Raw genomic sequence first — 22,522 nt, 5'->3', positions numbered from 1 at the left:
CCGGTACGGGCCATCGGGAGAAAGGGAAAGCGGCGGCTACTTCGCCATGTTCGGCGACGACGGCGGTATCGGGGTCGTCGCCAGGGACTGCGGGGAGGTCGCCGAGGCGAAGGCCGAGGGGGCGGACATGCCCGCGGTGGGGTCGGCGGGGGAGGGCGCGTCGGACTGCGCGGGGATCTCGCCGATCATCTGGATGCCCGCCCGGTCGAAGGCGTGCTTGATGCGCCAGCGCAGTTCGCGCTCCACACCCACGGACTTGCCGGGCATGGTCTTGGCGCTCACCCGGACCGTCATGGAGTCGAGCAGGACCGCGTCCAGGCCCAGCACCTCGACCGGGCCCCACAGGCGCTCGGTCCAGGGGTCCTCCTTGGCCATCGCGGCGGCGGCCTCGGTGATCACCTCGCGGACCCGCTCCAGGTCCTCGGTGGGGCGGACCTGGACGTCGACGCCCGCGGTGGACCAGCCCTGGCTGAGGTTGCCGATCCGCTTGACCTCGCCGTTGCGGACGTACCAGATCTCGCCGTTGTCGCCGCGCAGCTTGGTGACGCGCAGTCCGACCTCGACGACCTCGCCGGAGGCGACGCCCGCGTCGATGGTGTCGCCGACGCCGTACTGGTCCTCAAGGATCATGAAGACGCCGGAGAGGAAGTCGGTGACCAGATTGCGGGCGCCGAAGCCGAGCGCGACGCCCGCGACACCGGCCGAGGCCAGCAGCGGGGCCAGATTGATCTGGAAGGCCCCCAGGATCATCAGGGCGGCGGTGCCGAGGATCAGGAACGAGGCGACCGAGCGCAGAACGGAACCGATCGCCTCCGAGCGCTGCCGGCGCCGCTCCGCGTTGACGAGCAGCCCGCCGAGCGCGGTGCCCTCCACGGCCTGGGCGCTGCGGTTCATCCGTTCGATGAGTTTGGTCAGGGCGCGGCGGACCAGAATGCGCAACGCGACGGCGATGGCGGCGATGAGCACGATCCGCAGACCGGTGTTGAGCCAGGTGGACCAGTTCTCCTCGACCCACCCCGCGGCGTTGCCGGCCTGCTTCGCCGCCTCGTCCAGCGAGCCACCCGGCTCGGGCGACGGTGCGGCGGCCAACAGGGCGGACAGGGACACGGTGAGACCTCCGGTTGGACGAGCGCGGGACAACCACACTAACGGGGTAACCGGAATGGCCGGTTGCCGTGATCGACGGGAGAGACACGGCTCACTCGGGGAGACGGACGAGGCCGGCGGGGCGTGGCGCGGGCGGCGCGACGACGGGCGCGCGGGCGCCCTGTGGCCGATCGCACACCGCACACGCGCCCGGCCCGAGGGGCGCGCACGCGCCTGATCCGGCGCGTGGCGGCACCCGGAACGCGGCACTCCGGAGAAAAATCCCTCCAGCCCGTTACCCGCACGTGGTGGCGCTCCGACCAGGCAGGAGGGGAGACTGAGACCGGATCGTCCCGGCGCGAGCCACGCGCCGCCGGCGTACAAGGAGGCGTCCACGTGCCGCATGTCCTGGTTCTCAACGCGTCGTACGAGCCGCTCGGCGTCGTACCGCTCCGCCGCGCACTCGTCCTCGTCCTGGAGAACAAGGCCATCTGCCTGGAGGAGTCCGGTGCCTTCATGCACAGTGCCACCCGCGTCGTCCCGGCCCCCAGCGTGGTCCGTCTGAAGCGGTTCGTGCGCATCCCCTACCGGGGACCGGTCCCCCTGACCCGCCGGGCGCTCTTCGCCCGGGACGGCGGACGCTGCATGTACTGCGGCGCCGCCGCCACCAGCGTCGACCACGTCATCCCGCGCAGCCGCGGCGGACAGCACGCCTGGGACAACGTGGTGGCCGCCTGCCGCCGCTGCAACCACGTCAAGGCCGACCGCCATCTGCCCGAGCTCGGCTGGCGGCTCCACCAGGAGCCCGCCCCGCCCACCGGACTGGCCTGGCGGATCATCGGCACGGGCCATCGCGACCCGCGCTGGCTGCCCTATCTGCAACCCTTCGGCGCCGATGACGCGATGGCCCGGATCGACGGCGTGTCCGCCTGAGATCCGGGCCATCGCGTCTTTCGGCGGACGGCCGCGTCTACGGGGCGTCCGCCACCGCGTACGCCCGGACCGACCAGAGCGAGTAGCCGTACTCGGTGGCGCGCCCGTCGCCCTGGACGCGGAGGAAGCGGGTGTCCTTCGCGTCCATCCGGACCGACTCCTGCCCGCCCCGGCCGTCCCGGACGGTGGCCGCCGTGCGCCAGGTGCGGCCGTCCGCCGAGACCTGTATGCGGTAGCGGGAGGCGTACGCGTCCTGCCAGTCCAGCACCACCCGGCCCACCCGGGCGGGCTCGGGCAGCTCGGCCTGCCACCAGGAGCCGTCCTCGGCCGGTGAGGACCACCGCGTCTCCGGGTCCCCGTCGCTCGCGGCGGAGGCCGGGAAGTCCGGGGTCTCGTCGGCGGACGAGGACGCGGTGGCCGTCCGCAGCAGATCGGGCCCGCCCGTACGGGGGAAGGCGCGGACGGTCAGCGTCGTCTCCTCGGCGCCGAAGGAGAGCGGGACCTCGTACGCCCCGGCGGGCGTCCCGGCCGGGACGGTGATCTCCACCGGCACCTCGGTACGGGAGCCGCGCGGGACGGTCGTCTGCTTGGGCAGGCGCACCTCGATGCCCTTCGGCGCCTTCGCGGTGAGCGCCCCGCGCACCTCGGCCGGGCGCCGGGCCGAGAGCCGGGCCGCCACCTTCTGCGGACCGCCGCCGATCTCCGCGTCCGTCTCGCCGCGCTCCAGATCGAGCCGGGCCACCGGCTCGTCACCGAACCACGGCACGAGCGCCCGCACCGTGGGCGCCACCGCCCCGGCGGACGGCGCGGCGCCCGCCAGCGGCGGAATGACCAGGGGCGGCGGGGTGACGATCACGGGGGTGGCGGACGGCCAGCTGATCCGGACCGCGTCGACCCGCAGGCCCTCGCCGGACGCCTGGGTCCAGCCGCTCGCCGACAGGGTGCCCAGCGCGCGCCAGCCCTCGCCCGGCACATGGGCCTGGACGGTCGTCCCGGCCGCCGGCACCTCGCCGCCGGGCTCCGTCATCGCGGTGACCGCCTCCAGCGGGCGGACCCGGTCCAGCCGCACCGTGTAACTGCCCGGTGCCCGGGTCACCTCGCCCCGGTCCCGGTCCGAACCGGTCCAGGCGTCGGCCTCCTTGCGCACCCGGTCCAGGAACGGGCCGAGCACCCCCTTGCCGACGGTCGCACCGCCCGCCTTCACCGCCCGGACCGCCGGCTCCAGGGCCAGCGAGGCCTGCCAGGCCGCCGCCCCGTCCCCGCGCGCCTGCGCCGTGAGGAGATCCACGGCCAGTTCCCCGGCCCGGCCGTAGCGGGACAACTGCTCGCTCCACGGCCGCACTTCGTCGTCGAGCCGCCCACCGGCCAGCCCGGCCAGCCGCTGCGGGGTCTCGCGCATCACCGTGAACGCCGCGCGCAGCCGGCGGGCCGCCTCCGCACGGCCGGCCGCGCCCTCGGGCCTGCGGGAGGACCAGAACGCGTCCAGCAGCGGACGCAGGTAGGCCGACTCGTCGCCGCCCAGCACCGATCCCGTGCTGTTGCCCGCCAGCGCGCGCAGCGCGTCCCGGCTGCGGGCGTCGCCGCCCGCGAGGTCGTCCAGGGCCGCCTGCCAGGACTCCTGCGGCCGGTACCCCTTCGGGTTCCAGGCGAAGTCCGCCGCGGTGAACAGCGGTATCCGCGAGGCGGACGGCTGCTCCATCGCGTTGGCCAGCAGCGCCGCCGAGCCGATGGCGACGGCCGGATCGCGGCCGGTGTACGGGCCGAGGAAGATCCGGTCCTGCGCGTAGTCGTTGACCGGGTAGTTGTCCATGGTCACCAGCGGATGGCGGAACGCGGTGCGCGCCCCGGCCAGTTCGCCGCCGGTGATGGTCCGCGGCACCACCCCGACCCCGGTCCAGGCCACCTGCACACCCGGGTCCAGCTCGCGGGCGAGCGCCGTGCGGTAGTCCGTCGCCCCGTCCTGGTAGAACTCCGTCGGCATCATCGACAGCGGTTCCGCCCCCGGATGACGCTCCGCCAGATGCCGGGCCACCGCGCTCACCACCCGGGCCTGCGCGCGGGCCGCCGCCTCGGGGCCGCGGCCGAAGGTGTCCGCGTCGGCCGAGCAGTGCCACTCGCTGTAGCTGACGTCCTGGAACTGCACCTGGAACACCCGGAACCCGAGCGCCCACATGGCGTCGATCTTCTTCGTCAGCGCCTTCAGATCGTGGTCCGACGACAGACACATCGACTGGCCCGGTGCCACCGCCCAGCCGAGCGTCACATGCTCGGCGGCGGCCCGCTCGGCCAGCGCCCGGAAGTCGGTGCGCCGGTCGGCGGGGTACGGGTCGCGCCAGCGGTCCTGGCGGTACGGATCGTCGCCCGCCGCGTAGAGGTACCGGTTCTGCTTGGTGCGCCCCATGAAGTCCAGCTGGGCCAGCCGGTCCTGCTGCGACCAGGGCTGCCCGTAGAAGCCCTCGGTCATCCCGCGGACCCCGCCGGCCGGCCAGTCGCGGACCGTGACCCCGGCGACGCGCCCGTCCGTGATCAGCTGACGCAGTGTCTGCACGGCGTGGAACAGCCCGTCCTCGCCCACCCCGTCCACGGCGACGGTGTCCCGGCCGGCGACCCTGCCGACCGCGATCCGGTAGCCGCCGGAGGGGAGATCGGCGCGCTCCGGCGCGTGCAGGGCGCGCAGCGCCTCCTCGGCGCCGGTTCCGCCGAACCGGATCACCGGGCCCTTCCCGGACGGCTCCGTGGAGACGGTGCGGACCCCGGCGTCGCCCAGCACCCGGCGCAGCGCGGTGACCGCGTACGGATCGGCCCCGTCGGCGGCCAGCAGCGTCACCTCGTCGGAGAGCCGGACCGCCGAACCGGCCGCCGTGATGCTCTGCGGCCGCGGCCAGACGGCGGGCGGGGCGGTGCCGTCCTCGCGGTCGGGCGTGGTGACGGCGGGCGTACCGGGCGGCGAGGGGGCGGCGACGGCGGCCGGGGTGCCGGCGGAGAGCAGCCCGCCGAGCACGGCCACGGCGACCGCCGTCGCGTGCTTCCTGCGCCTGAGCCGCATGCCTGTCTCCCTCGCTTCCCGCCGGTGGGCTCCGAGCCCACCACCCGCGCGCGAGGGTGTCAATGCGCGTGGTCGTTGTGGTGCAAATGCCCGATGTGGCACGCGGGGTGAACGAGGCGGGAAGGGCACCCGTACACGCGAAAGACGGCGCCGAATGGCCGAAATCGGAGGACGTCTTACGGGCAATCGGCGTCCGGGGAACGGAATGTGACCCGGAGCACGTTGAACTCGTTGTCATAACGCCTACGTCTGCGGACGTGTCCGCGGGGTAGGCCTGCTGTGTCCTGTTCTCCACGGCCAGGAGGCCCCCATGCCCGCCGCAGCGCAGCTTCTGCTCTCCGCCCTGTCCCCGCAGGTGCCGGATTCCCCGCCGCTGATCAGCGCGTCCCCGGCCACGGTCGTCCCCTCCCCGCTCACCAGCGAGGCACCGCTCGCCGACGCCATACCCCTGACCAGCGAGCCCCCGCTCGCCGACGCCACCCCGCTCACCAGCGAACCCCCGCTCGCCGTCCTCGCCCCGCTGACCAGCGAGCCGGCCTCCTCCGGCGGCGCCGCCTTCGCGGCCGTGCCCGGCCCGCGCGCGGAGGGCACGCAACCCCCAGGAGTCTGAATGGGCTTGTCCCGGCTCGCCGCCCTGCACGGCGTCGCCACCTCCTTCTCCCCGTCCGCCGATGTCACCGTGCCGGTCCCCGAGGGAACCGTCGTCGCCGTGCTCGCCGCCCTCGGCGTCGACGCCACCACCCCCGACGCGGTACGGGACGCCCTGGCCGCCGCCGAGGCCGCCGCCGCGTCCCGGCTGCTCCCGGACACCGTGGTGGTGTGGGACGGCGAACCCCTGCCGGCCGCCCTCACCGCGCTGCCGCCCGGCACCGAGCTGACCGTGCGCCTCGAAGACCCCGTCGCGCCCCCGCCGCCCCCGATGCGCGTCCCCGCCACGGGCGCGGCGCCGACGGTTTCCGGCCAGGATTCCGGCCGGACCGCCCCACCGCCCCGCTGGTGGACCCCGCCGCCCCTCGGCATCCACCGGCTGACCCTGCGCTCCTCCGGGGCCCGCGTCGAGAGCCGCACGCTCATCGTCGCCCCCGCCCGCGTCCCGCAGCCGCCCCGCCGCAGCCACGGCTTCCTCGTCCAGCTCTACTCCCTGCTCTCCGCCCGCTCCTGGGGCATGGGCGACCTCGGCGACCTGGCCGACCTCGCCGCCTGGTCCGGCCGCGCCTTCGGCGCAGGCTTCGTCCAGGTCAACCCCCTGCACGCGGCGGTGCACGGCACCCCCACCGACCCCTCGCCCTACCGCCCCTCCTCGCGGCGCTTCCCCGACCCCGTGCACCTGCGCGTCGAGGCCGTGCCGGAGTACGGGCACGTGGCCGACCCGGCCGCCCTCGCCACCCTGCGCAGACGCGCCGACGAACTCGGCCGGGCCGTCCTCGACAAGGGCGCGCTGATCGACCGGGACGCCGTCTGGGCCCTCAAGCGGCAGGCCCTCGACCACATCCTGGAGGTTCCCCTCACCCCCGGCCGCCGGGCTGCCTACTGCGACTTCCTGGCCACCCAGGGACAGGCCCTCGACGACCACGCCCTGTGGTGCGCCCTCGCCGAGACGCACGGCTCCGACTGGCACACCTGGCCGGCCGGACTGCGCGACCCGCGCTCCAAGGAGACCGCCCGCGCCCGCGCCGGACTGATGGACCGGGTCGACCACCACTGCCGGCTCGCCTGGCTGACCGACTGCCAGCTCGCCGACGCCCAGCGCGCCGCCGAGGACGCCGGAATGGCCGTCGGGATCGTCCACGACCTCGCCGTCGGCGTCCACCCCGGCGGCGCCGACACCTGGGCCCAGCAGGACGTCTTCGCCCTCGGCATGTCCGTCGGCGCGCCGCCGGACGCCTTCAACGCGCACGGCCAGGACTGGGGCCTGCCTCCGTGGAACCCGAGCGCCCTCGCCGCCCGTGGCTACGCCCCGTTCCGGGGACTGCTGCGCGGGCTCCTCACCCACGCCGGAGCCCTGCGCATCGACCACGTCATGGGACTGTTCCGGCTCTGGTGGGTGCCCGAGGGCCGCCCGCCGACCGAGGGCACCTACGTCTCCCAGGACGGCGAGGCCATGCTCGCCGTCCTCGTCCTGGAGGCCCACCGGGCCGGCACCGTCGTCCTGGGGGAGGACCTCGGCACCGTGGAGCCCGGCGTCCGCGAGGCGCTCGCCCGCCGCGGCGTCCTCGGCACCTCCGTGCTCTGGTTCGAGCGGGACTGGTCGGGCACCGGCCGCCCGCTCGCCCCCGAGGACTGGCGCGAGGACTGCCTGGCCACCGCCACCACCCACGACCTGCCGTCCACCGCGGCCCGGCTCACCGGCGACCATGTGACGCTCCGCCACCGCCTCGGCCTGCTCACCCGCCCCCTGGAGCAGGAGCGCACCGAGGACGGCGCCGACACCGCGGAATGGCTCGCGCTGCTCACCCGCCTCGGTCTGCTCCCCGAGGGCACCGACGACGAGGAGGCCGCCGTCCGGGCCGTCCACCGATTCCTGCTCCGCACCCCCGCCCGGATGACCGGGGTGTGGCTGCCCGACACGGTCGGGGACCGCCGCCCGCAGAACCTCCCCGGCACCTGGGACCAGTACCCCAACTGGCGGCTGCCGGTCGCCGACGCCGAGGGCCGCCCCGTCACCCTGGAGGAACTGGCCGCCTCACCCCGTCTGCACCGGCTGATGGACGCCCTCGCACCCCGTACGGCACCCCCGGGCGCGCGGCCCGCGTAGGCGTTCGCTACGTTTGCACCGTGGACAAGAAGAACGCTATGCGCGCCGGCGCCGTCGCCGCCGGAACGACGCTGATGATGCTGCTGATGTCGTCCCCCGCGCTCGCGCTCACCCGCGACGACGGTGACGACCCCGGTTCCGGCCTGAGCGTGATCGACACGATCGGTCTGTTCGTCGTGGCGCCCATCGTCCTGTTCGCGGTCATCGCGGGCCTGGTCATGGTCCTCGACAAGTCCAAGAAGGCCTAGAGCGACAGGCCCCGGGACTCCACGCGTGCGCCGCCGGTACACCCGTACCGCGCGGCGCACGCGGCTGTCCGGACCCGGGGCGCGGGTCCGTCCGGAAGGGCCGGGCCCATGACCGAGTGGGACGTCAGGAAGCTCCGCGTCCTGCGCACCCTGCACGAGCGGGGCACCGTCACCGCCGCCGCCGAGGCGCTGCGGATGACCCCGTCGGCCGTCTCCCAGCAGCTCTCCGGCCTCTCCCGGCAGCTCGGCGTCCCACTCCTGGAGGCACGGGGCCGGCGCGTCCGCCTCACCGACGCCGCCCATCTCGTGCTGCGCCACGCCGACGCCGTCTTCGCCGAACTGGAGCGCGCCGACGCCGAACTGGCCGGCTACCGCAGCGGTGAGGCCGGCGAGGTGCGGGTCGCCGCCTTCGCCACCGCCGTCCCCGCCCTGGTGGTGCCCGCCGTGCAGCGACTGCGCGCGGCGGAACGCCCGGGGCCGGACATCCGGGTGCGGGAGGCGGAGGCCGCCCAGGCGTACGAACTCCTCGCCGCCGGGGACGTGGACGTGGCGCTCTCGTTGGCCGCGCACGCACCGACCGCCCGCGACCCCCGCTTCACGGTGCTGCCGCTGCTCGCGGACCCGCTGGACGTGGCGCTGCCGACCGGACACCCGCTCGCCGCCGCCCCCGGGCTCCGGCTCGCCGACCTCGCGGCCGAACCCTGGATCTTCGGCGGCTCCGGCCCCTGGTCGGAGATCACCACGGCCGCCTGCGAGGCCGCCGGCTTCGTCCCGGAGCAGGCCCACAGCGCCTCCGGCTGGACCGCGATCCTCGCCCTGGTCGAGGCGGGGATGGGGGTCGCGCTGGTACCGCGCATGGCCTCGGCCGAACGACAGGCACGCGACGGGGTGGTCATGCGGGCCCTGGACGCCGACCGGCCCCGCCGCCATGTGGTCGCCGCGGTCCGCCGGGGAGCCGAGTCGGGGCCCGCGGTGGCGCGGGTGCTCGACGCCCTGCGCACGGTCGCCGCACCCCACACCCCGCCGCCGACCGTTCAGGAGGACTGAACGGTCTGTGCGGAAACTTTCGATGGACCCGGGGCCCCGGGCCGTAGAACAGTGACCGCATGACCCTGCAGCAGGACGCCACCCACCCCGAGGACCCCCACGCCAACGACGCGGCCCCGTACGGCGGAGGTGACCCCTACGCCGACTACCGCACCGCCGAGCTCCCCTTCACCCATCTCGTCGACCTCGCCGACCGCCGGCTCGGCGCGGGCGTCATCGCCGCCAACGACGAGTTCTTCGCCGAACGAGAGAACCTGCTGGTCCGCGAACGCGCGGTCTTCGACCCCGAGCGCTTCGGTCACAAGGGCAAGATCATGGACGGCTGGGAGACCCGCCGCCGGCGCGGCGCGGACGCCGCCCACCCGTTCCCCGCCCCGGACGAGCACGACTGGGCCCTGATTCGCCTCGGCGCCCCCGGCATCGTCCGCGGTCTCGTCGTCGACACCGCGCACTTCCGGGGCAACTACCCGCAGCGCGTCTCCGTCCAGGCCACGTCCGTCCCCGGCACGCCCGGCCCCGACGCCCTCCTCGCCGACGACGTGAAGTGGGAGGAGATCGTCCCGCCGACCCCGGTACGCGGCCACGCCGCCAACGGCTTCGAGATCACCGGCGGACGCCGCTACACCCATCTGCGCCTGTGCCAGCACCCCGACGGCGGCATCGCCCGGCTGCGCGTGCACGGCGAGGTCGTCCCCGACCCGGCCTGGCTCGCCGCCCTCGGCACCTTCGACCTGATCTCGGTCCTCAACGGCGGCAGCTGCGAGGACGCCTCGGACCGCTTCTACTCCTCGCCGACCCAGATCATCCTGCCCGGCACCTCCCGCAAGATGGACGACGGCTGGGAGAACCGCCGCCGCCGGGTCCGCGACACGAACGACTGGGTCCGCTTCCGGCTGCCCGCCCAGGGCGCCGTCCGCGCGGTCGAGATCGACACCGCCTACCTCAAGGGCAACGCCGCCGGCTGGATCGCCCTCCAGGGCCGCAACGGCGAGACGGGGGAGTGGTTCGAGATCATCCCGCGCACCCGGCTCCAGCCCGACACCCTCCACCGCTTCCCGCTGCACGCCCAGGCCGTCGTCACCCACGTCCGTCTCGACGCCTTCCCCGACGGAGGGGTCGCCCGGATGCGCCTGCACGGCTCCCTCACCGAATCCGGCACGGCGGAACTGACCGCCCGCTACGAGGAGTCGAGCGTCTGACGCTGTGCATGAGTAAGGGGCACCCTTCTGGAGGGGTGCCCCTTACGCGTACCTGGGGGGCGTCCTGCCTACGCGGTCGCCGCCGCCGCGTCCGCCGCGCGCGCCTTCAGCGCCCGCTCGATGCCGGAGCGGGACTCCGACATCAGCCGGCGCAGACCCGCTCCCGGCTCCGCCGAGGCCAGCCAGGCGTCCGTGGCGTCCAGGGTCTCCTGCGAGACCTGGAGCGACGGGTAGAGGCCGATCGCGACCTGCTGGGCCATCTCGTGGCTGCGCGCGTCCCAGACATCCTTCACCGAGGCGAAGAACTTCTCCGCGTACGGGGCCAGGAGCTCACGCTGGTCGGTCTGGACGAAGCCCGCGATGACCGCCTCCTGGAGGGAGTTCGGCAGCTTGTCGGACTCCACGACCGACGCCCACGCCTCGGCCTTCGCGTCCTCCAGCGGACGCGCCGCACGGGCCGCGGCGGCGTGCCGCTCGCCCGCCGCCGTACGGTCGCGCGCGTACTCCGCGTCGATCGCCGGCTCGTCGAACTGCCCGGTCGCCGCCAGCCGCTCGACCAGCGCCCAGCGCAGCTCCGTGTCGACGGCCAGACCCTCGACGGTCTCCGTGCCGTCCAGCAGCGCCCGCAGCAGGTCCAGCTGCTGCGGGGTGCGGGCCGTGGCCGCGAAGGCACGGGCCCAGGCCAGCTGGTGGTCGCTGCCCGGCTCCGCCGCGCGCAGATGCGCCAGCGTCGCCTCGGTCCAGCGGCCCAGCCCCGCCTCGCGCCACTCCGGCGCCGCGTACTGGTCCAGCGCCATCTTCACCTGGCGGTGCAGCGACTGGACGACACCGATGTCCGTCTCCTTGCCGACACCGGACAGCACCAGCTCCAGGTAGTCGCGGGTGGCCAGCTCCCCGTCACGGACCATGTCCCAGGCCGACGCCCAGCACAGCGCGCGCGGCAGCGACGCGGTGAAGTCGCCCAGGTGCTCGGTGACGACCCGCAGGGACTCCTCGTCCAGCCGGACCTTCGCGTACGAGAGGTCGTCGTCGTTCAGCAGGACCACGGCCGGACGCTTCGTACCGGCCGGGAACGGCACCTCGGTGCGCGCGCCGTCCACGTCCAGCTCGATCCGCTCGGTGCGCACCAGCTTCCCGGCCCCGTCGAGGTCGTAGAAGCCGATCGCGATCCGGTGCGGACGCAGCGTCGGCTCGCCCTTCGCGCCCGCGGGCAGCGCGGGCGCCTCCTGGAGCACGTGGAAGGAGGTGAGACGCCCCTCGGCGTCCGCCTCGATCTCCGGGCGCAGGATGTTGATGCCGGCGGTCTCCAGCCACGCCTTCGACCAGGTCCGCAGATCGCGGCCCGACGTCTTCTCCAGCGCGCCCAGCAGATCGGCGAGACGGGTGTTCCCGAACGCGTGCGCCTTGAAGTACGCCTGCACGCCCTGGAAGAACGCGTCCATGCCGACGTACGCCACCAACTGCTTGAGGACCGAGGCGCCCTTGGCGTACGTGATGCCGTCGAAGTTGACGAGGACGTCGTCCAGATCACGGATGTCGGCCATGATCGGGTGCGTCGACGGCAGCTGGTCCTGCCGGTAGGCCCACGTCTTCATGGAGTTGGCGAAGGTGGTCCAGGAGTGCGGCCACCGCGAGCCCTCTGCGTCCGCCAGGCACGCGATCGAGGTGTACGTGGCGAACGACTCGTTCAGCCAGAGGTCGTTCCACCACTCCATGGTGACCAGGTCGCCGAACCACATGTGGGCCAGCTCGTGGAGGATCGTCTCGGCCCGCGTCTCGTACGCCGCGTCCGTCACCTTGGAACGGAAGACGTACTGGTCGCGGATGGTCACCGCGCCCGCGTTCTCCATCGCGCCCGCGTTGAACTCCGGGACGAAGAGCTGGTCGTACTTCTCGAACGGGTACGCGTAGTCGAACTTCTCCTGGAACCAGTCGAAGCCCATCCGCGTCACGTCGAAGATCGCGTCCGCGTCCAGGAACTCGGCGAGCGAGGGACGGCAGTAGATGCCGAGCGGAACGGTCCGGCCGTCCTTCTCGTAACTGCTGTGCACCGCGTGGTACGGACCGACGATCAGCGCCGTGATGTACGAGGAGATGCGCGGCGTCGGCGCGAACGTCCAGACGTCGTCCTTCGGCTCGGGCGTCGGCGAGTTGGAGATCACGGTCCAGCCCGCCGGGGCCTTCACGGTGAACTGGAAGGTCGCCTTGAGGTCCGGCTGCTCGAAGCTCGCGAAGACCCGGCGCGCGTCCGGGACCTCGAACTGCGTGTAGAGGTAGGCCTGCTCGTCGACCGGGTCGACGAAGCGGTGCAGCCCCTCGCCCGTGTTGGTGTACGCGCAGTCAGCAACGACCCGCAGCTCGTTGGAGCCCGCCAGCAGCCGCGGCAGGGTGATGCGCGAGTCACGGAACACGGCGGCGACGTCCAGCGCCGTGCCGTTCAGCTCGACCTCGTGCACCGCGGGGGCGACCAGGTCGATGAAGGTCTCCGCACCGGCTTCGGCGGAGTCGAAGCGCACGACGGTGACGGACCGGTAGGTCCCGCCCGCCTGCGCCCCCGAGAGGTCGAGATCGATCTCGTACGCGTCCACGGTCAGCAGGCGCGCCCGCTCCTGTGCCTCTTCGCGGGTCAGATTCGTGCCAGGCACGCGGTCATCTCCTTGCTCTGTGATGTTTCCGGTCATCCTTCCACGCGCTCGTCCCCAGAGCGATGTCCGTTTTCCGCCGGACCCGGAGGCGTTCGGACGCGATGCTCGGACCATGACCCGATACCACGCACGCGCGATCGAAACGGCCGCGCTCAAGGAACTCCGCACCATTGACGACGCCGACCGCCCCTGCGTCCCGTACACCGCGACGGAGGCGGGCGCGCCCCTGCGCTGCTGCCTGCGGGGGAACGAGGTGGGGGAGGAGATCGCCCTGGTCGGCTACGCGCCGCTGCGCCGCTGGGCGGCGGCCGCCTGGGCCCGGCCCGGGGCGTACGACGAGACGGGGCCGGTCTTCATCCACGCCGGCGAGTGCGAGGGACCGGCACAGGACCGGAGCGGCTATCCGTTCTCCCGGGCGGGCGCCCTGCGCACCGTGCGCCGCTACGACGCGGAGGGGCGGATCGTGGGCGGCCGGCTGCTGGAGATCCCGGCCGACGAGGAGCGGGGCTTCGACGAGGCGTTCGCGGAGGCGTTCGCCGATCCGGCGGTGGCGCTGGTGCACGTCAGGGCCGTCGAGTACGGCTGCTGGCACTTCGAGGTGCGCCGGGCGTGACCGGGCCCCCCGCCCGGCCTCGCACGCGGGCCCCCGGTCCCCGGCCGCCGGAGGGGGCCGGGACGGGGGCCGGAGGGGTCAGCGGGCCAGTTCGGCGGCGACCAGCTCCGCGATCTGCACCGCGTTGAGCGCGGCGCCCTTGCGAAGGTTGTCGTTGGAGACGAAGAGCGCGAGGCCGTGGTCCACGGTCTCGTCGACCCGGATGCGCCCCACGAAGGAGGCGTCCTTGCCCGCTGCCTGGAGCGGGGTGGGGATCTCGGAGAGCTCGACGCCCGGGGCGTCCTTCAGCAGCTCGTAGGCGCGCTCCACGCTGATCGGACGGGCGAAGCGGGCGTTGACCTGGAGCGAGTGCCCGGAGAAGACCGGGACGCGGACACAGGTGCCGGAGACCTTCAGCCCGGGGATCTCCAGGATCTTGCGGGACTCGTTGCGGAGCTTCTGCTCCTCGTCGGTCTCGAAGGAGCCGTCGTCGACGATCGAGCCGGCCAGCGGCAGCACGTTGAAGGCGATCGGACGCTTGTAGACACCCGGCTCGGGGAAGTCGACGGCCTCGCCGTCGTGGGTGAGCTTGTCGGCGTCGGCGACGACCTTGGACGCCTGGCCGTGCAGCTCGGCCACACCGGCCACCCCGGAGCCGGAGACGGCCTGGTACGTGGCGACGGTCAGGGTCTCCAGACCGGCCTCGTCGTGCAGCGGGCGCAGCACGGGCATGGCGGCCATCGTGGTGCAGTTCGGGTTGGCGATGATGCCCTTGGGGCGGTCCGCGACCGCGTGCGGGTTGACCTCGGAGACGACCAGCGGGACCTCGGCGTCCTTGCGCCAGGCGGAGGAGTTGTCGATCACGACGGCGCCCTGCGAGGCGACCTTCTCGGCGAGCGCCTTCGAGGTGGCACCGCCGGCGGAGAACAGCACGATGTCCAGGCCCGTGTAGTCGGCCGTGGCGGCGTCCTCCACGGTGATCTCCCGGCCCTCCCACTCGATCGTGGTGCCCGCCGAACGGGCGGAGGCGAAGAGCCGCAGTTCGTCGGCCGGGAACTTCCGCTCGGCCAGGATCCTGCGCATGACTGTGCCGACCTGACCGGTGGCGCCGACGATTCCGACCTTCACAGGAACTCCCTCAGACGTACGAACGGGCACGGTTGCCGCTCCATGATGCGTATGTCCACGGCTTCCTTGTCCAATCCATTGTCCGGGGAGCGGACAGCCCGCACAGCGGTGTGGGGCGGACGCCGGTGAGCGTCCGCCCCACTGTCGTACGGATCACACGACCGGGAAAGCGATCATGCGATCACCGAACCGATCAAGCGATCACGGGAGCGATCAATCGATCAATCGATCACGAAGTGATCGAACGATCACGGCGCCGCCGTTACTGCGTGACCTTCTCGATCACGACGCTGCCGGTGCCGGCCGCGGTGCCGCGCCCGTTCACCAGCTGGACCTCGCCGAAGAACTGCCGGCCCGCGGGGGCCTCACCGGCGACCTTCACCTCGGCGGAGACCTGCGCGGAGGCACCGGAGGCCAGGTCGACCGCCTTCGTCTCGTCGACGCTGATCGTGCCGAGCGTCGACGAGTAGTACACGTCGCGGTAGTCGTAGGCCGTGGTCCCGGCCGGGACGTCGTAGCCGTGGACGAGGACCGTGTACGTGCCCGCGGCGGGCTTCACCAGGCTGACGGACTCCTCGGAGCCGGCCGTGGTGGACGCGGCCACCTGGGTGGCGCCCCGGAAGACGTACAGGTCCAGGTCGGCGTTGGTGTCCTCGGTGGAGCCGATGGCGACGTCCAGCCGCTCGACGCCCTCACCGATGGTGACCTCCTTGAGGATCTGGTCCCCGGTGGAGATCGACGGACGCTCGACGTCGGCCGAGCCCAGCGAACCGCCCTTGAGCTTGCCCGCCAGGTCGCCACCGTTGTTGGTGACGGTCCAGTTCACCGTGGCCGGGGTGCCGATCTTCGCCTCGGCGAGCTTCTGCACCGCCGGGTCGAAGGTCGCGCCGAGCAGCGAGACGTCCAGCTTGTACGGGTTGTCGAGCAGCGGCGAGGTGCGCCGGGCCTCGATCTCGATCTCCCAGACACCGGCCTGCGGGTCGGCGTACGAGCGCACGTCCGGGCGGCAGGTGTTGGCCGGGTTCTCGTAGTTCGGGTAGCAGAACGGCGTCCCGCTGTCCTCCATCTGGACCCCGTACGGGTGGATGGAGATGAAGCGGGTCTGGCTGCCCGAGCGCAGCGCGCCGAGGGCGACCTCAAGGGTCTTGGCGCCCTCCGGAACGTTCACGAAGTACGACGTGGTGCTGTTGCGCTGCACCGAACCGGACACCGTGTACGCGTAGGACGGCTTCACCAGGTCCTTGGCGACGACGACCGTGGCCATGATCTGCTGGTCCACCCCGGAGGTCTTCGCGTCGTCCACCGTGAGGATGGCGCTGTGCACGCCCGCGCTGCGCGGCTTCGCCTGGACCTTGACCGTGACCGGCTCGCCCAGCGGCAGCTCGACGTTCTTCGCGCCGAGCAGCTTGAAGGTGCCGTCGTTGTACTTCCAGGACAGCTTGTGCTTGACGTCCTTGTCCGGGCCCGTGGTGCGGGTGACCGTCACGTCGTACGTCTTGGTCTGGCCGGCCTTGAGGCCGCCCTCGCGGTCGTACAGACCGGTGCCGAAGCCCGGGGTCTTCAGCGCGAAGTCGATCGCGGTGTCGACCGGGGCCTTGACGCTGTACTCGTGCGCCGGGGCGCCCTGCTTCTGGATCTGCTTCCAGGCGCCGACGATGTCGATCAGACCGGAGCCCTGCGCGTGCGCGGGGACGCCCTTGATCTCGGTGGCGGTGGAGGTCAGCGCGGTGCGCAGGTCGGCCGGGGGCAGCTCGATGTGCTTCTGCTTCGCGGCGGACAGCAGCAGCGCGGTGGCGCCGGCGGCCTGCGGGGAGGCCATCGACGTGCCCTGGAGCATGGAGTAACCGGCCGGCAGGTCGTAGCCCGCCTCCTTGACCGGGCCGCCGGGCAGCCAGGTCTGGGTGGTGTTGATCGCCGCGCCGGGGGCGGTCAGCGTCGGGGTGAAGCCGCCGTCCTCACGCGGACCGCGCGAGGAGAAGGGCAGCATGTCGTACTTCTTGGTGACGCCGGAGCCGTAGTTGGCGGCCCAGGTCTCCTTGGAGATGGACGCGCCGACGGAGATGACGTGGTCGGCGAGGCCGGGGTCGCTGATGGTGTTCAGCCCCGGGCCGTCGTTGCCGGCCGCGATGACGAGCTGGACGCCGTAGATGTCGACGAGCCGCTTGTACAGCTCGGCGCGGGCGTTGTTGCCGTCGTTGAGCGGCGGCAGTCCGCCGATCGACATGTTGACGACATCGACGCCGCGGTTCACGACGAGGTCGATCATGCCCTCGGTGAGCGCGATGTTGGTGCAGCCGCCGGACCAGGTGCAGGCGCGCGAGGAGACGATCTTCGCGCCGGGCGCGGCACCGTTCATCTTGCCGCCGAACAGGCCGTTCGCGGCGGTGATGCCCGCGACGTGCGTGCCGTGCTCGGACTCGATGACGCCGATGCTGACGTAGTCGGAGGTGGCCCCGGCCGCGTTGTACACGACGTTCTTGCGGGTCTCGACGACGAACGGGACGCGCTCGACGACATCGGTGCGCGGGTCGTCCGTACCGAAGTAGGAGACCTGGTGCTTCTCCTTGTACGGCTTGAGGACCGCGTCGTCGGAGAAGTTCCCGTTGTTGTTCAGGTCCACCCGGACGGAACCGGTGACCGGGTCGTACAGGACGGCCCAGCTGTCGGTGGTGTCCCCGTCGCGGTTGAGGTCGCCCGCCATGTCGCCGCCCTTGGTGGCGGCTTCCTGGAAGACACTGACCTTGTACGAACCGGCCGGGGCGGAGTAGGTGCGGCCGCCGTAGGTGAACGTCGGGCCGGACACGGAGTCCGTCATCCGCAGCCAGGTGCCGTCGCCGTCGGCGACCGGGTCGGTGGCCGTCACCCAGTCGGTGATCTTGGTCTCGCCCGTCGTGGTCTTCTGCAGCGCCGGGTGGCCGAGGTCGACACCGGAGTCCAGGATGCCGATCGTCACTCCGCGGCCGTCGGCCTTGGGGTGCTGCTGGACGAAGTCGACCGCGCCCGTCTCGAAGGACGGGTTGTACGGGTTCTTCGCCGGCGTCTTCTTCCCGGGCGCCGGGTAGGTGCCCGTCGACTTCACCGAGGCCTTGGCACCGGCCGCGCGGTCGGCCGCCGGGGTCGGGTCGTCCAGCATGATCTCCTGCTTGAGATCGATGCCGTGGACGGAGGACAGCTTCGAGGCCGCCTTGATGGCGGCGTCGGCCGCCGAGGTCGGCACGGTCGCCCGTACGTAACCGAGCTTGTCGTACGCCCGGCCCAGCACGGAGCCCTTGACGGAGTCCAGCTGCTCGGCGACCTGCTCGGTCGCACCGGGAGCGGTGGCGACCATCATCGTGATGCTCTTCTCGCCCTTGGCCTTGGCCTTGGCGAGGACATCGGCGTCGGCCTTGCCGAGCTTGTCCGCCGGGGCGGAGCCCGTGGCGGCGGCCTTGACGGGGGAGGCTGCCGGGTCGTCGGCCGCGAACACGGGGCCGGCGCCGGAGGCGGCGAGCGCGGCCACCAGTCCGGCGGCGGCCGCGACGCGGGCCGCGCGTCTGGCCCCAGGTATGGAGCCGGGGGATTCGGAGGTCATCTGCATCCCTGAATGTGAAAGAGAGAGTCCGGAAATCGGTACCGGATGATCGCTCACCCTTTCGTAGATGACCGGTGTTTGTGGAGAGTTTGTGGGGGGTGAGATGCGGTCATGGCGTAATCCCGCCAGTGGTGACGAAGCGTCACACGGGACGAATGCGCTGATACGTGGTGCGCGTGGCGGCGGGTGCGACACCTGCGGGAACCGAGGTCATCGGGGTTCATGAGACCCAGGAGGCCGACAGGACCGGCGGGGCGTACGGGGTCAGCGCGGAAGGATCATGACATACGCGGCCGGCTCCCGGTCGGCCGCCGCCATCAACGCCGTCCGGACCACGGCCGCCTGCTGCCGGGGAGCGTCCCGCAGCTTCCCCGGCGAGAGATGGACGACGGTGACACCGAGCCGCTCCAGGTGCTCGCGCCGCTCCGTGTACGCGGACCACACGCTCTCGTGCTCCTGCCGCAGCCGCCCGTCGGGCAGCCGGCTGTGGCGCGGCGCCCGCGCCTCCAGTTCCACGGCCACCGCCTCCTCGGGCCAGTACGCGTCGACCGCGCCCAGATGCGGACCGCCGGGCAGCCGCAGGTCCACGTTCCACAGCGGCTCGGGCAGCCCGTGCGCCCGCACCAGGTCGTACAGCCGCTCCTCGGCGAGCGCCCGCCCCTCGGCGAGCAGCGAGTCCACCGCGTGCACCACCTGGGGGCGGCCGAGCACCTTCGCCCGGTTCAGTTCGCCCACCACGACCGCCGGTTCGCAGTGCCCGCCGCGCACCGCCTCGGTCAGCAGTCGGCGCACCACGAGCGCGTCCCCCAGCCCGGCCACGGCGTCCGCCAGGGCCCGGCCCGCCGGAGCCACCGGCAGCCCGTCCACCCGCTCCGCCTCCGGCAGGTCGGAGGTGCGCGTCAGCCGTACGTGGCCGGCCGAGCGCAGCCGCCGGGCGCGCGGCACCAGCACGTCGACCCGGTCCGTGGCGAGGGCGGGCGGGGCGGTGGTGAAGCCGTGCAGCGAGAGCGCGGCCAGACCGGTGAGCACCGCCTCGCCGTACCCGGGATCGGTGCCCCCGGCGCGCGCCGGGGCGGAGCGCCGTCCGGCGGCGGGAGGCCGTCCCGCGTACAGCAGCGCCGAACGCAGCCTCTCCCGGTCACTGAGCGGACCGGGGTGCAGGACGAAGACACCGGGCAGCGGCTGCTGCCACGGACCGCCGGGCAGACACCGTCCGGCGCTCTGCGCGGGGGAGATGCCCCGGGCCTTCAACTGGGCGGCCGACAGGACCCGCTCACGGGCGTCCGGCGCGATACGGGAGTGACAGGGGGAGAGTGGGGTGTCCTGGGTCATGCTTCGGTCTATCCCGTCGGCGGCCGGGGCCTGAACCCCTGTTACAGGCCCGTCGACATACCCGGACAACGCCGTCCTAAAGTACGGACGTTCGACTGCCGAAAAGGCCCGACCCGCCGTGGTTTACCCGCTGGTCACCGGGGGCGCGCCACCACCACCGGGCGCCGGGCGCACACGCCCCGCGCACCCGGCGGGAGCACCCGGTGACCACACCGGGGACGGAACACCGCGGCCCGCCCACCCCGGACGGGGAGGACGGGCCGCGAGGAATCGCACTGCGGGAACGGGCCGGGGATCAGTCCTCGGCGGCGTCGCACTCCTGGGCGCGCAGGGCCCGCGCCAGATCGTCCCGGGACTCCAGGACCAGACGCCGCAGCGCCGGGGCCGCGTCCGCGTGCCCGGCGAGCCAGGCGTCCGCCGCCGCGAGCGTGGCCGGGTCGTCCTGGAGCGCGGGGAACAGCCCCCGCACGACGGACATCCCGATCTGGATCGAGCGTTCGGCCCAGACCCGTTCGATCGCGGCGAAGTACTTCTCCGCGTACGGCGCCAGCAGCTCGCGCTGCGAGGACTGCGAGAAGCCCAGGATCGTGGCCTCCACCAGGGCGTTGGAGAGCGCGTCCGACTCCACGACGGCCGCCCACGCCTGCGCCTTGACCGCTGCCGAGGGGCGCGAGGCCAGGCACCGCACCTGGTGGCGCTTGCCGGACGCCGTGTCGTCCCGGGCCAGTTCGGCGGCGACCGCGGCCTCGTCGGCCGCGCCGTGCGAGGCCAGCGGGGACAGCAGGGCCCAGCGCAGCTCCTGGTCGACGTCCAGGCCGTCGATCCGGGCGGTGCCGTCGAGCAGCCCGGACAGCAGCTGGAAGTCGCTGTCCGAGGAGGCCACGGCGGCGAAGAAACGGGCCCAGGCCAGCTGGTGCTCGCTGCCCGGCTCCGCGAGCCGCAGCTCGCGCAGCGCGCCCTCGGCCAGGCTCCGTGCGCCCTCCTCGCGCCAGGCCGGGGCCGCGTAGTGCACCAGCGCCGTACGCGTCCAGGTGTGCAGCATCTGCAGCACCCCGATGTCCGTCTCCCGGCCGGAGAAGGACAGCACCAGCGCGACGAAGTCGCGGGCCGGCATCAGTCCGTCGCGGGTGAGGTTCCACAGCGCGGACCAGCACAGCGCGCGGGCCAGCGGGTCGGTCAGATCGCCCAGGTGCGCGCGGAGCGTGTCCAGCGACGCCTCGTCGAACCGGACCTTGCAGTACGTCAGGTCGTCGTCGTTGACCAGGATCAGCTCGGGCCGCAGCGCACCGGCCAGCTCCGCGATCACGGTACGGGGGCCCGACACGTCCGCCTCGGCACGCGCGTAGCGCACCAGGTCGCCGTCGGGCGTACGGCGGTACAGACCGACCGCGACCCGGTGCGGGCGCAGCTCCGGATGGGTGTCCGCCGCCTCCTGGAGCACGGCCAGCTCGGTGATCCGGTCGGCGGAGTCGTAGGTCGCCACCGGGGTGAGCGCGTTGACGCCCGCGGTCTGCAGCCAGGAACGCGACCACGCCGTCATGTCCCGGCCGGAGGTCTCGGCCAGCACCGAGAGCAGGTCGCCCAGGCGGGTGTTGCCGTAGGCGTGCTTCTTGAAGTAACGCCGCGCGCCCTCCAGGAACGCCTCCCGGCCCGCGTACGCCACCAGCTGCTTCAGGACCGAGGCGCCCTTGGCGTACGTGATGCCGTCGAAGTTGAGCTTCGCGTCCTCCAGGTCACGGATGTCGGCCGTGATCGGGTGGGTGGAGGGCAGCTGGTCGGCGCGGTACGCCCAGGACTTGCGGTTGTTGGCGAACGTGATCCAGCCGTCCTTGAAACGGGTGGCCTCCACCATGGCGAAGACGCCCATGAAGTCGGCGAACGACTCCTTCAGCCACAGGTCGTCCCACCACTGCATGGTGACGAGGTCGCCGAACCACATGTGCGCCATCTCGTGCAGGATGACGTTGGCCCGGCTCTCGTACGCCGCCTGCGTCACCTTGCCGCGGTAGATGTACTCCTCGCGGAAGGTCACACAGCCCGGGTTCTCCATCGCGCCGAGGTTGTACTCGGGGACGAACGCCTGGTCGTACTTGCCGAACGGGTACGGGTAGTCGAAGTTGTCGTGGAAGAAGTCCAGGCCCTGCTTGGTGATCAGGAAGACGTCGTCCGCGTCGAAGTGCCGGGCGAGCCCCTTGCGGCACATCGCGCCGAGCGGGATCTCCAGGGTGGTGCCGTCCTCGAACGTACGGCTGTAGGAGTCGGTCACGTAGTGGTACGGACCGGCGACGACCGCCGTGATGTACGTCGAGATCGGCTTCGTCTCGGCGAACTGCCACACCCCGCCCTCACGGGACTCCTCGGCCCCGTTGCTCCACACCGTCCACTCCTCGGGCGCCGTCACCCGGAAGCGGTAGGGGGCCTTGAGATCGGGCTGCTCGAAGTTGGCGAAGACGCGGCGCGCGTCCGCGGGCTCGTACTGGGTGTAGAGGTAGACCTCGCCGTCCTCGGGGTCGACGAAGCGGTGCATCCCCTCGCCGGTCCTGCTGTACGCGCACTGCGCGTCGACCACCAGGACGTTCTCGCCCTCGGGCAGGTCCGCCAGCGTCACGCGCGTCCCGTCGAAGACGGCCGCGGGGTCCAGCGCCGTGCCGTTCAGCGTCACCGCGTTCACGGACGGGGCGATCAGGTCCGCGAAGGTCGTCGCACCGGGCCGGGCGGAACGGAACCGGATCGTCGTCACCGAGCGGAAGGTCCGCGGTGCGGCACCCTGTCCGTCCTCCCCGTCGGGCCCGCCGACCGCGGAACGGACATCGAGCTCGACGTCGTATCCGTCGACGGCCAGCAGCTCGGCCCGTTCACGGGCCTCGTCGCGGGACAGGTTCTCACCGGGCACGAGCACACTCCTTTGTGTCACGTTCGAATACTTTGATCCTCCCATGC

14 protein-coding genes are annotated in these 22,522 nt (G+C 72.8%); 7 read left to right on the top strand and 7 right to left on the bottom strand.

All coding sequences use genetic code 11. The features are described from left to right. Positions 1-36 precede the first annotated feature (36 nt). Positions 37-1,107 carry a mechanosensitive ion channel family protein gene (locus ACFVDM_RS05245; protein ID WP_383633453.1) on the bottom strand — a complete coding sequence of 357 codons (1,071 nt, stop codon included), beginning with the start codon at positions 1,105-1,107 and terminating at the stop codon, positions 37-39. A 375-nt stretch (positions 1,108-1,482) separates the two neighbouring features. Here ACFVDM_RS05245 and ACFVDM_RS05240 point away from each other — a divergent pair, with 375 nt between their 5' ends. Further along, positions 1,483-2,019 carry an HNH endonuclease gene (locus ACFVDM_RS05240; RefSeq protein ID WP_383633449.1) on the top strand — a complete coding sequence of 179 codons (537 nt, stop codon included), beginning with the start codon at positions 1,483-1,485 and terminating at the stop codon, positions 2,017-2,019. Between the two features lie 37 nt (positions 2,020-2,056). On the opposite strand, the gene ACFVDM_RS05235 is transcribed toward ACFVDM_RS05240, so the two are convergent. Next, positions 2,057-5,065 (bottom strand): beta-N-acetylglucosaminidase domain-containing protein, encoded by a 3,009-nt coding sequence (locus ACFVDM_RS05235; protein ID WP_383633447.1) that lies wholly within the window; start codon positions 5,063-5,065, stop codon positions 2,057-2,059. 310 nt (positions 5,066-5,375) lie between these two features. Between ACFVDM_RS05235 and ACFVDM_RS05230 the strand changes: the two genes are divergently transcribed. The 5 genes from ACFVDM_RS05230 (at position 5,376) to alc (ending at position 10,314) form a co-directional block, all read left to right on the top strand. Then, complete coding sequence (locus ACFVDM_RS05230) at positions 5,376-5,675, top strand: hypothetical protein (RefSeq protein ID WP_383633444.1); 300 nt, start codon at positions 5,376-5,378, stop codon at positions 5,673-5,675. Beyond that, complete coding sequence (malQ, locus tag ACFVDM_RS05225) at positions 5,676-7,820, top strand: 4-alpha-glucanotransferase (protein WP_383633441.1); 2,145 nt, start codon at positions 5,676-5,678, stop codon at positions 7,818-7,820. A 20-nt stretch (positions 7,821-7,840) separates the two neighbouring features. Next, positions 7,841-8,068, top strand: a complete 228-nt coding sequence (locus tag ACFVDM_RS05220) for a hypothetical protein (protein WP_383633438.1) — start codon at positions 7,841-7,843, stop codon at positions 8,066-8,068. Between the two features lie 108 nt (positions 8,069-8,176). Beyond that, positions 8,177-9,115 carry a LysR family transcriptional regulator gene (locus tag ACFVDM_RS05215; protein ID WP_383633435.1) on the top strand — a complete coding sequence of 313 codons (939 nt, stop codon included), beginning with the start codon at positions 8,177-8,179 and terminating at the stop codon, positions 9,113-9,115. Positions 9,116-9,174: 59 nt separating this feature from the next. Next, a complete protein-coding gene (gene alc, locus ACFVDM_RS05210) occupies positions 9,175-10,314 on the top strand; it encodes an allantoicase (RefSeq protein ID WP_383633432.1) in 1,140 nt (379 codons plus the stop codon). Positions 10,315-10,382: 68 nt separating this feature from the next. Here the strand turns inward: alc and pepN (ACFVDM_RS05205) are convergent, their stop codons facing one another. After that, positions 10,383-12,959: an aminopeptidase N gene (gene pepN / locus ACFVDM_RS05205; RefSeq protein ID WP_383633429.1), complete on the bottom strand. Its 2,577-nt coding sequence runs from the start codon at positions 12,957-12,959 to the stop codon at positions 10,383-10,385. Between the two features lie 112 nt (positions 12,960-13,071). On the opposite strand from pepN (ACFVDM_RS05205), the gene ACFVDM_RS05200 reads away from it, so the two are divergent. Continuing rightward, complete coding sequence (locus tag ACFVDM_RS05200) at positions 13,072-13,572, top strand: DUF1203 domain-containing protein (protein WP_383633426.1); 501 nt, start codon at positions 13,072-13,074, stop codon at positions 13,570-13,572. Positions 13,573-13,650: 78 nt separating this feature from the next. Here the strand turns inward: ACFVDM_RS05200 and ACFVDM_RS05195 are convergent, their stop codons facing one another. From ACFVDM_RS05195 to pepN (ACFVDM_RS05180), 4 genes are all read right to left on the bottom strand, one after another. Beyond that, on the bottom strand, positions 13,651-14,679 hold the full coding sequence (locus ACFVDM_RS05195) for an aspartate-semialdehyde dehydrogenase (RefSeq protein WP_383633423.1): 1,029 nt from the start codon (positions 14,677-14,679) through the stop codon (positions 13,651-13,653). Positions 14,680-14,941: 262 nt separating this feature from the next. After that, positions 14,942-18,256 (bottom strand): S8 family serine peptidase, encoded by a 3,315-nt coding sequence (locus ACFVDM_RS05190; RefSeq protein WP_383633420.1) that lies wholly within the window; start codon positions 18,254-18,256, stop codon positions 14,942-14,944. Positions 18,257-18,514: 258 nt separating this feature from the next. Further along, positions 18,515-19,582, bottom strand: coding sequence for a hypothetical protein (locus ACFVDM_RS05185; protein WP_383633417.1), 1,068 nt, complete (start codon positions 19,580-19,582; stop codon positions 18,515-18,517). A gap of 295 nt (positions 19,583-19,877) precedes the next feature. Beyond that, positions 19,878-22,475: an aminopeptidase N gene (pepN, locus tag ACFVDM_RS05180; protein WP_383633415.1), complete on the bottom strand. Its 2,598-nt coding sequence runs from the start codon at positions 22,473-22,475 to the stop codon at positions 19,878-19,880. Between the last annotated feature and the right edge of the window lie 47 nt (positions 22,476-22,522).

Origin of the sequence: Streptomyces sp. NPDC057682, assembly GCF_042799575.1 — a bacterium.
GTDB lineage: Bacteria > Actinomycetota > Actinomycetes > Streptomycetales > Streptomycetaceae > Streptomyces.
The sequence above is the reverse complement of the archived record's forward strand: the minus strand, read 5'-3'. Positions and strand labels throughout refer to the sequence as shown.

What these genes read in the sequence shown, in the direction of transcription:
- ACFVDM_RS05235 (WP_383633447.1), bottom strand. Translation starts at nt 5,065, where the DNA reads ATGCGGCTCAGGCGCAGGAAGCACGCGACGGCGGTCGCCGTGGCCGTG.
- ACFVDM_RS05230 (WP_383633444.1), top strand. Translation starts at nt 5,376, where the DNA reads ATGCCCGCCGCAGCGCAGCTTCTGCTCTCCGCCCTGTCCCCGCAGGTG.
- malQ (WP_383633441.1), top strand. Translation starts at nt 5,676, where the DNA reads ATGGGCTTGTCCCGGCTCGCCGCCCTGCACGGCGTCGCCACCTCCTTC.
- ACFVDM_RS05215 (WP_383633435.1), top strand. Translation starts at nt 8,177, where the DNA reads ATGACCGAGTGGGACGTCAGGAAGCTCCGCGTCCTGCGCACCCTGCAC.
- alc (WP_383633432.1), top strand. Translation starts at nt 9,175, where the DNA reads ATGACCCTGCAGCAGGACGCCACCCACCCCGAGGACCCCCACGCCAAC.
- ACFVDM_RS05200 (WP_383633426.1), top strand. Translation starts at nt 13,072, where the DNA reads ATGACCCGATACCACGCACGCGCGATCGAAACGGCCGCGCTCAAGGAA.
- ACFVDM_RS05190 (WP_383633420.1), bottom strand. Translation starts at nt 18,256, where the DNA reads ATGCAGATGACCTCCGAATCCCCCGGCTCCATACCTGGGGCCAGACGC.
- ACFVDM_RS05185 (WP_383633417.1), bottom strand. Translation starts at nt 19,582, where the DNA reads ATGACCCAGGACACCCCACTCTCCCCCTGTCACTCCCGTATCGCGCCG.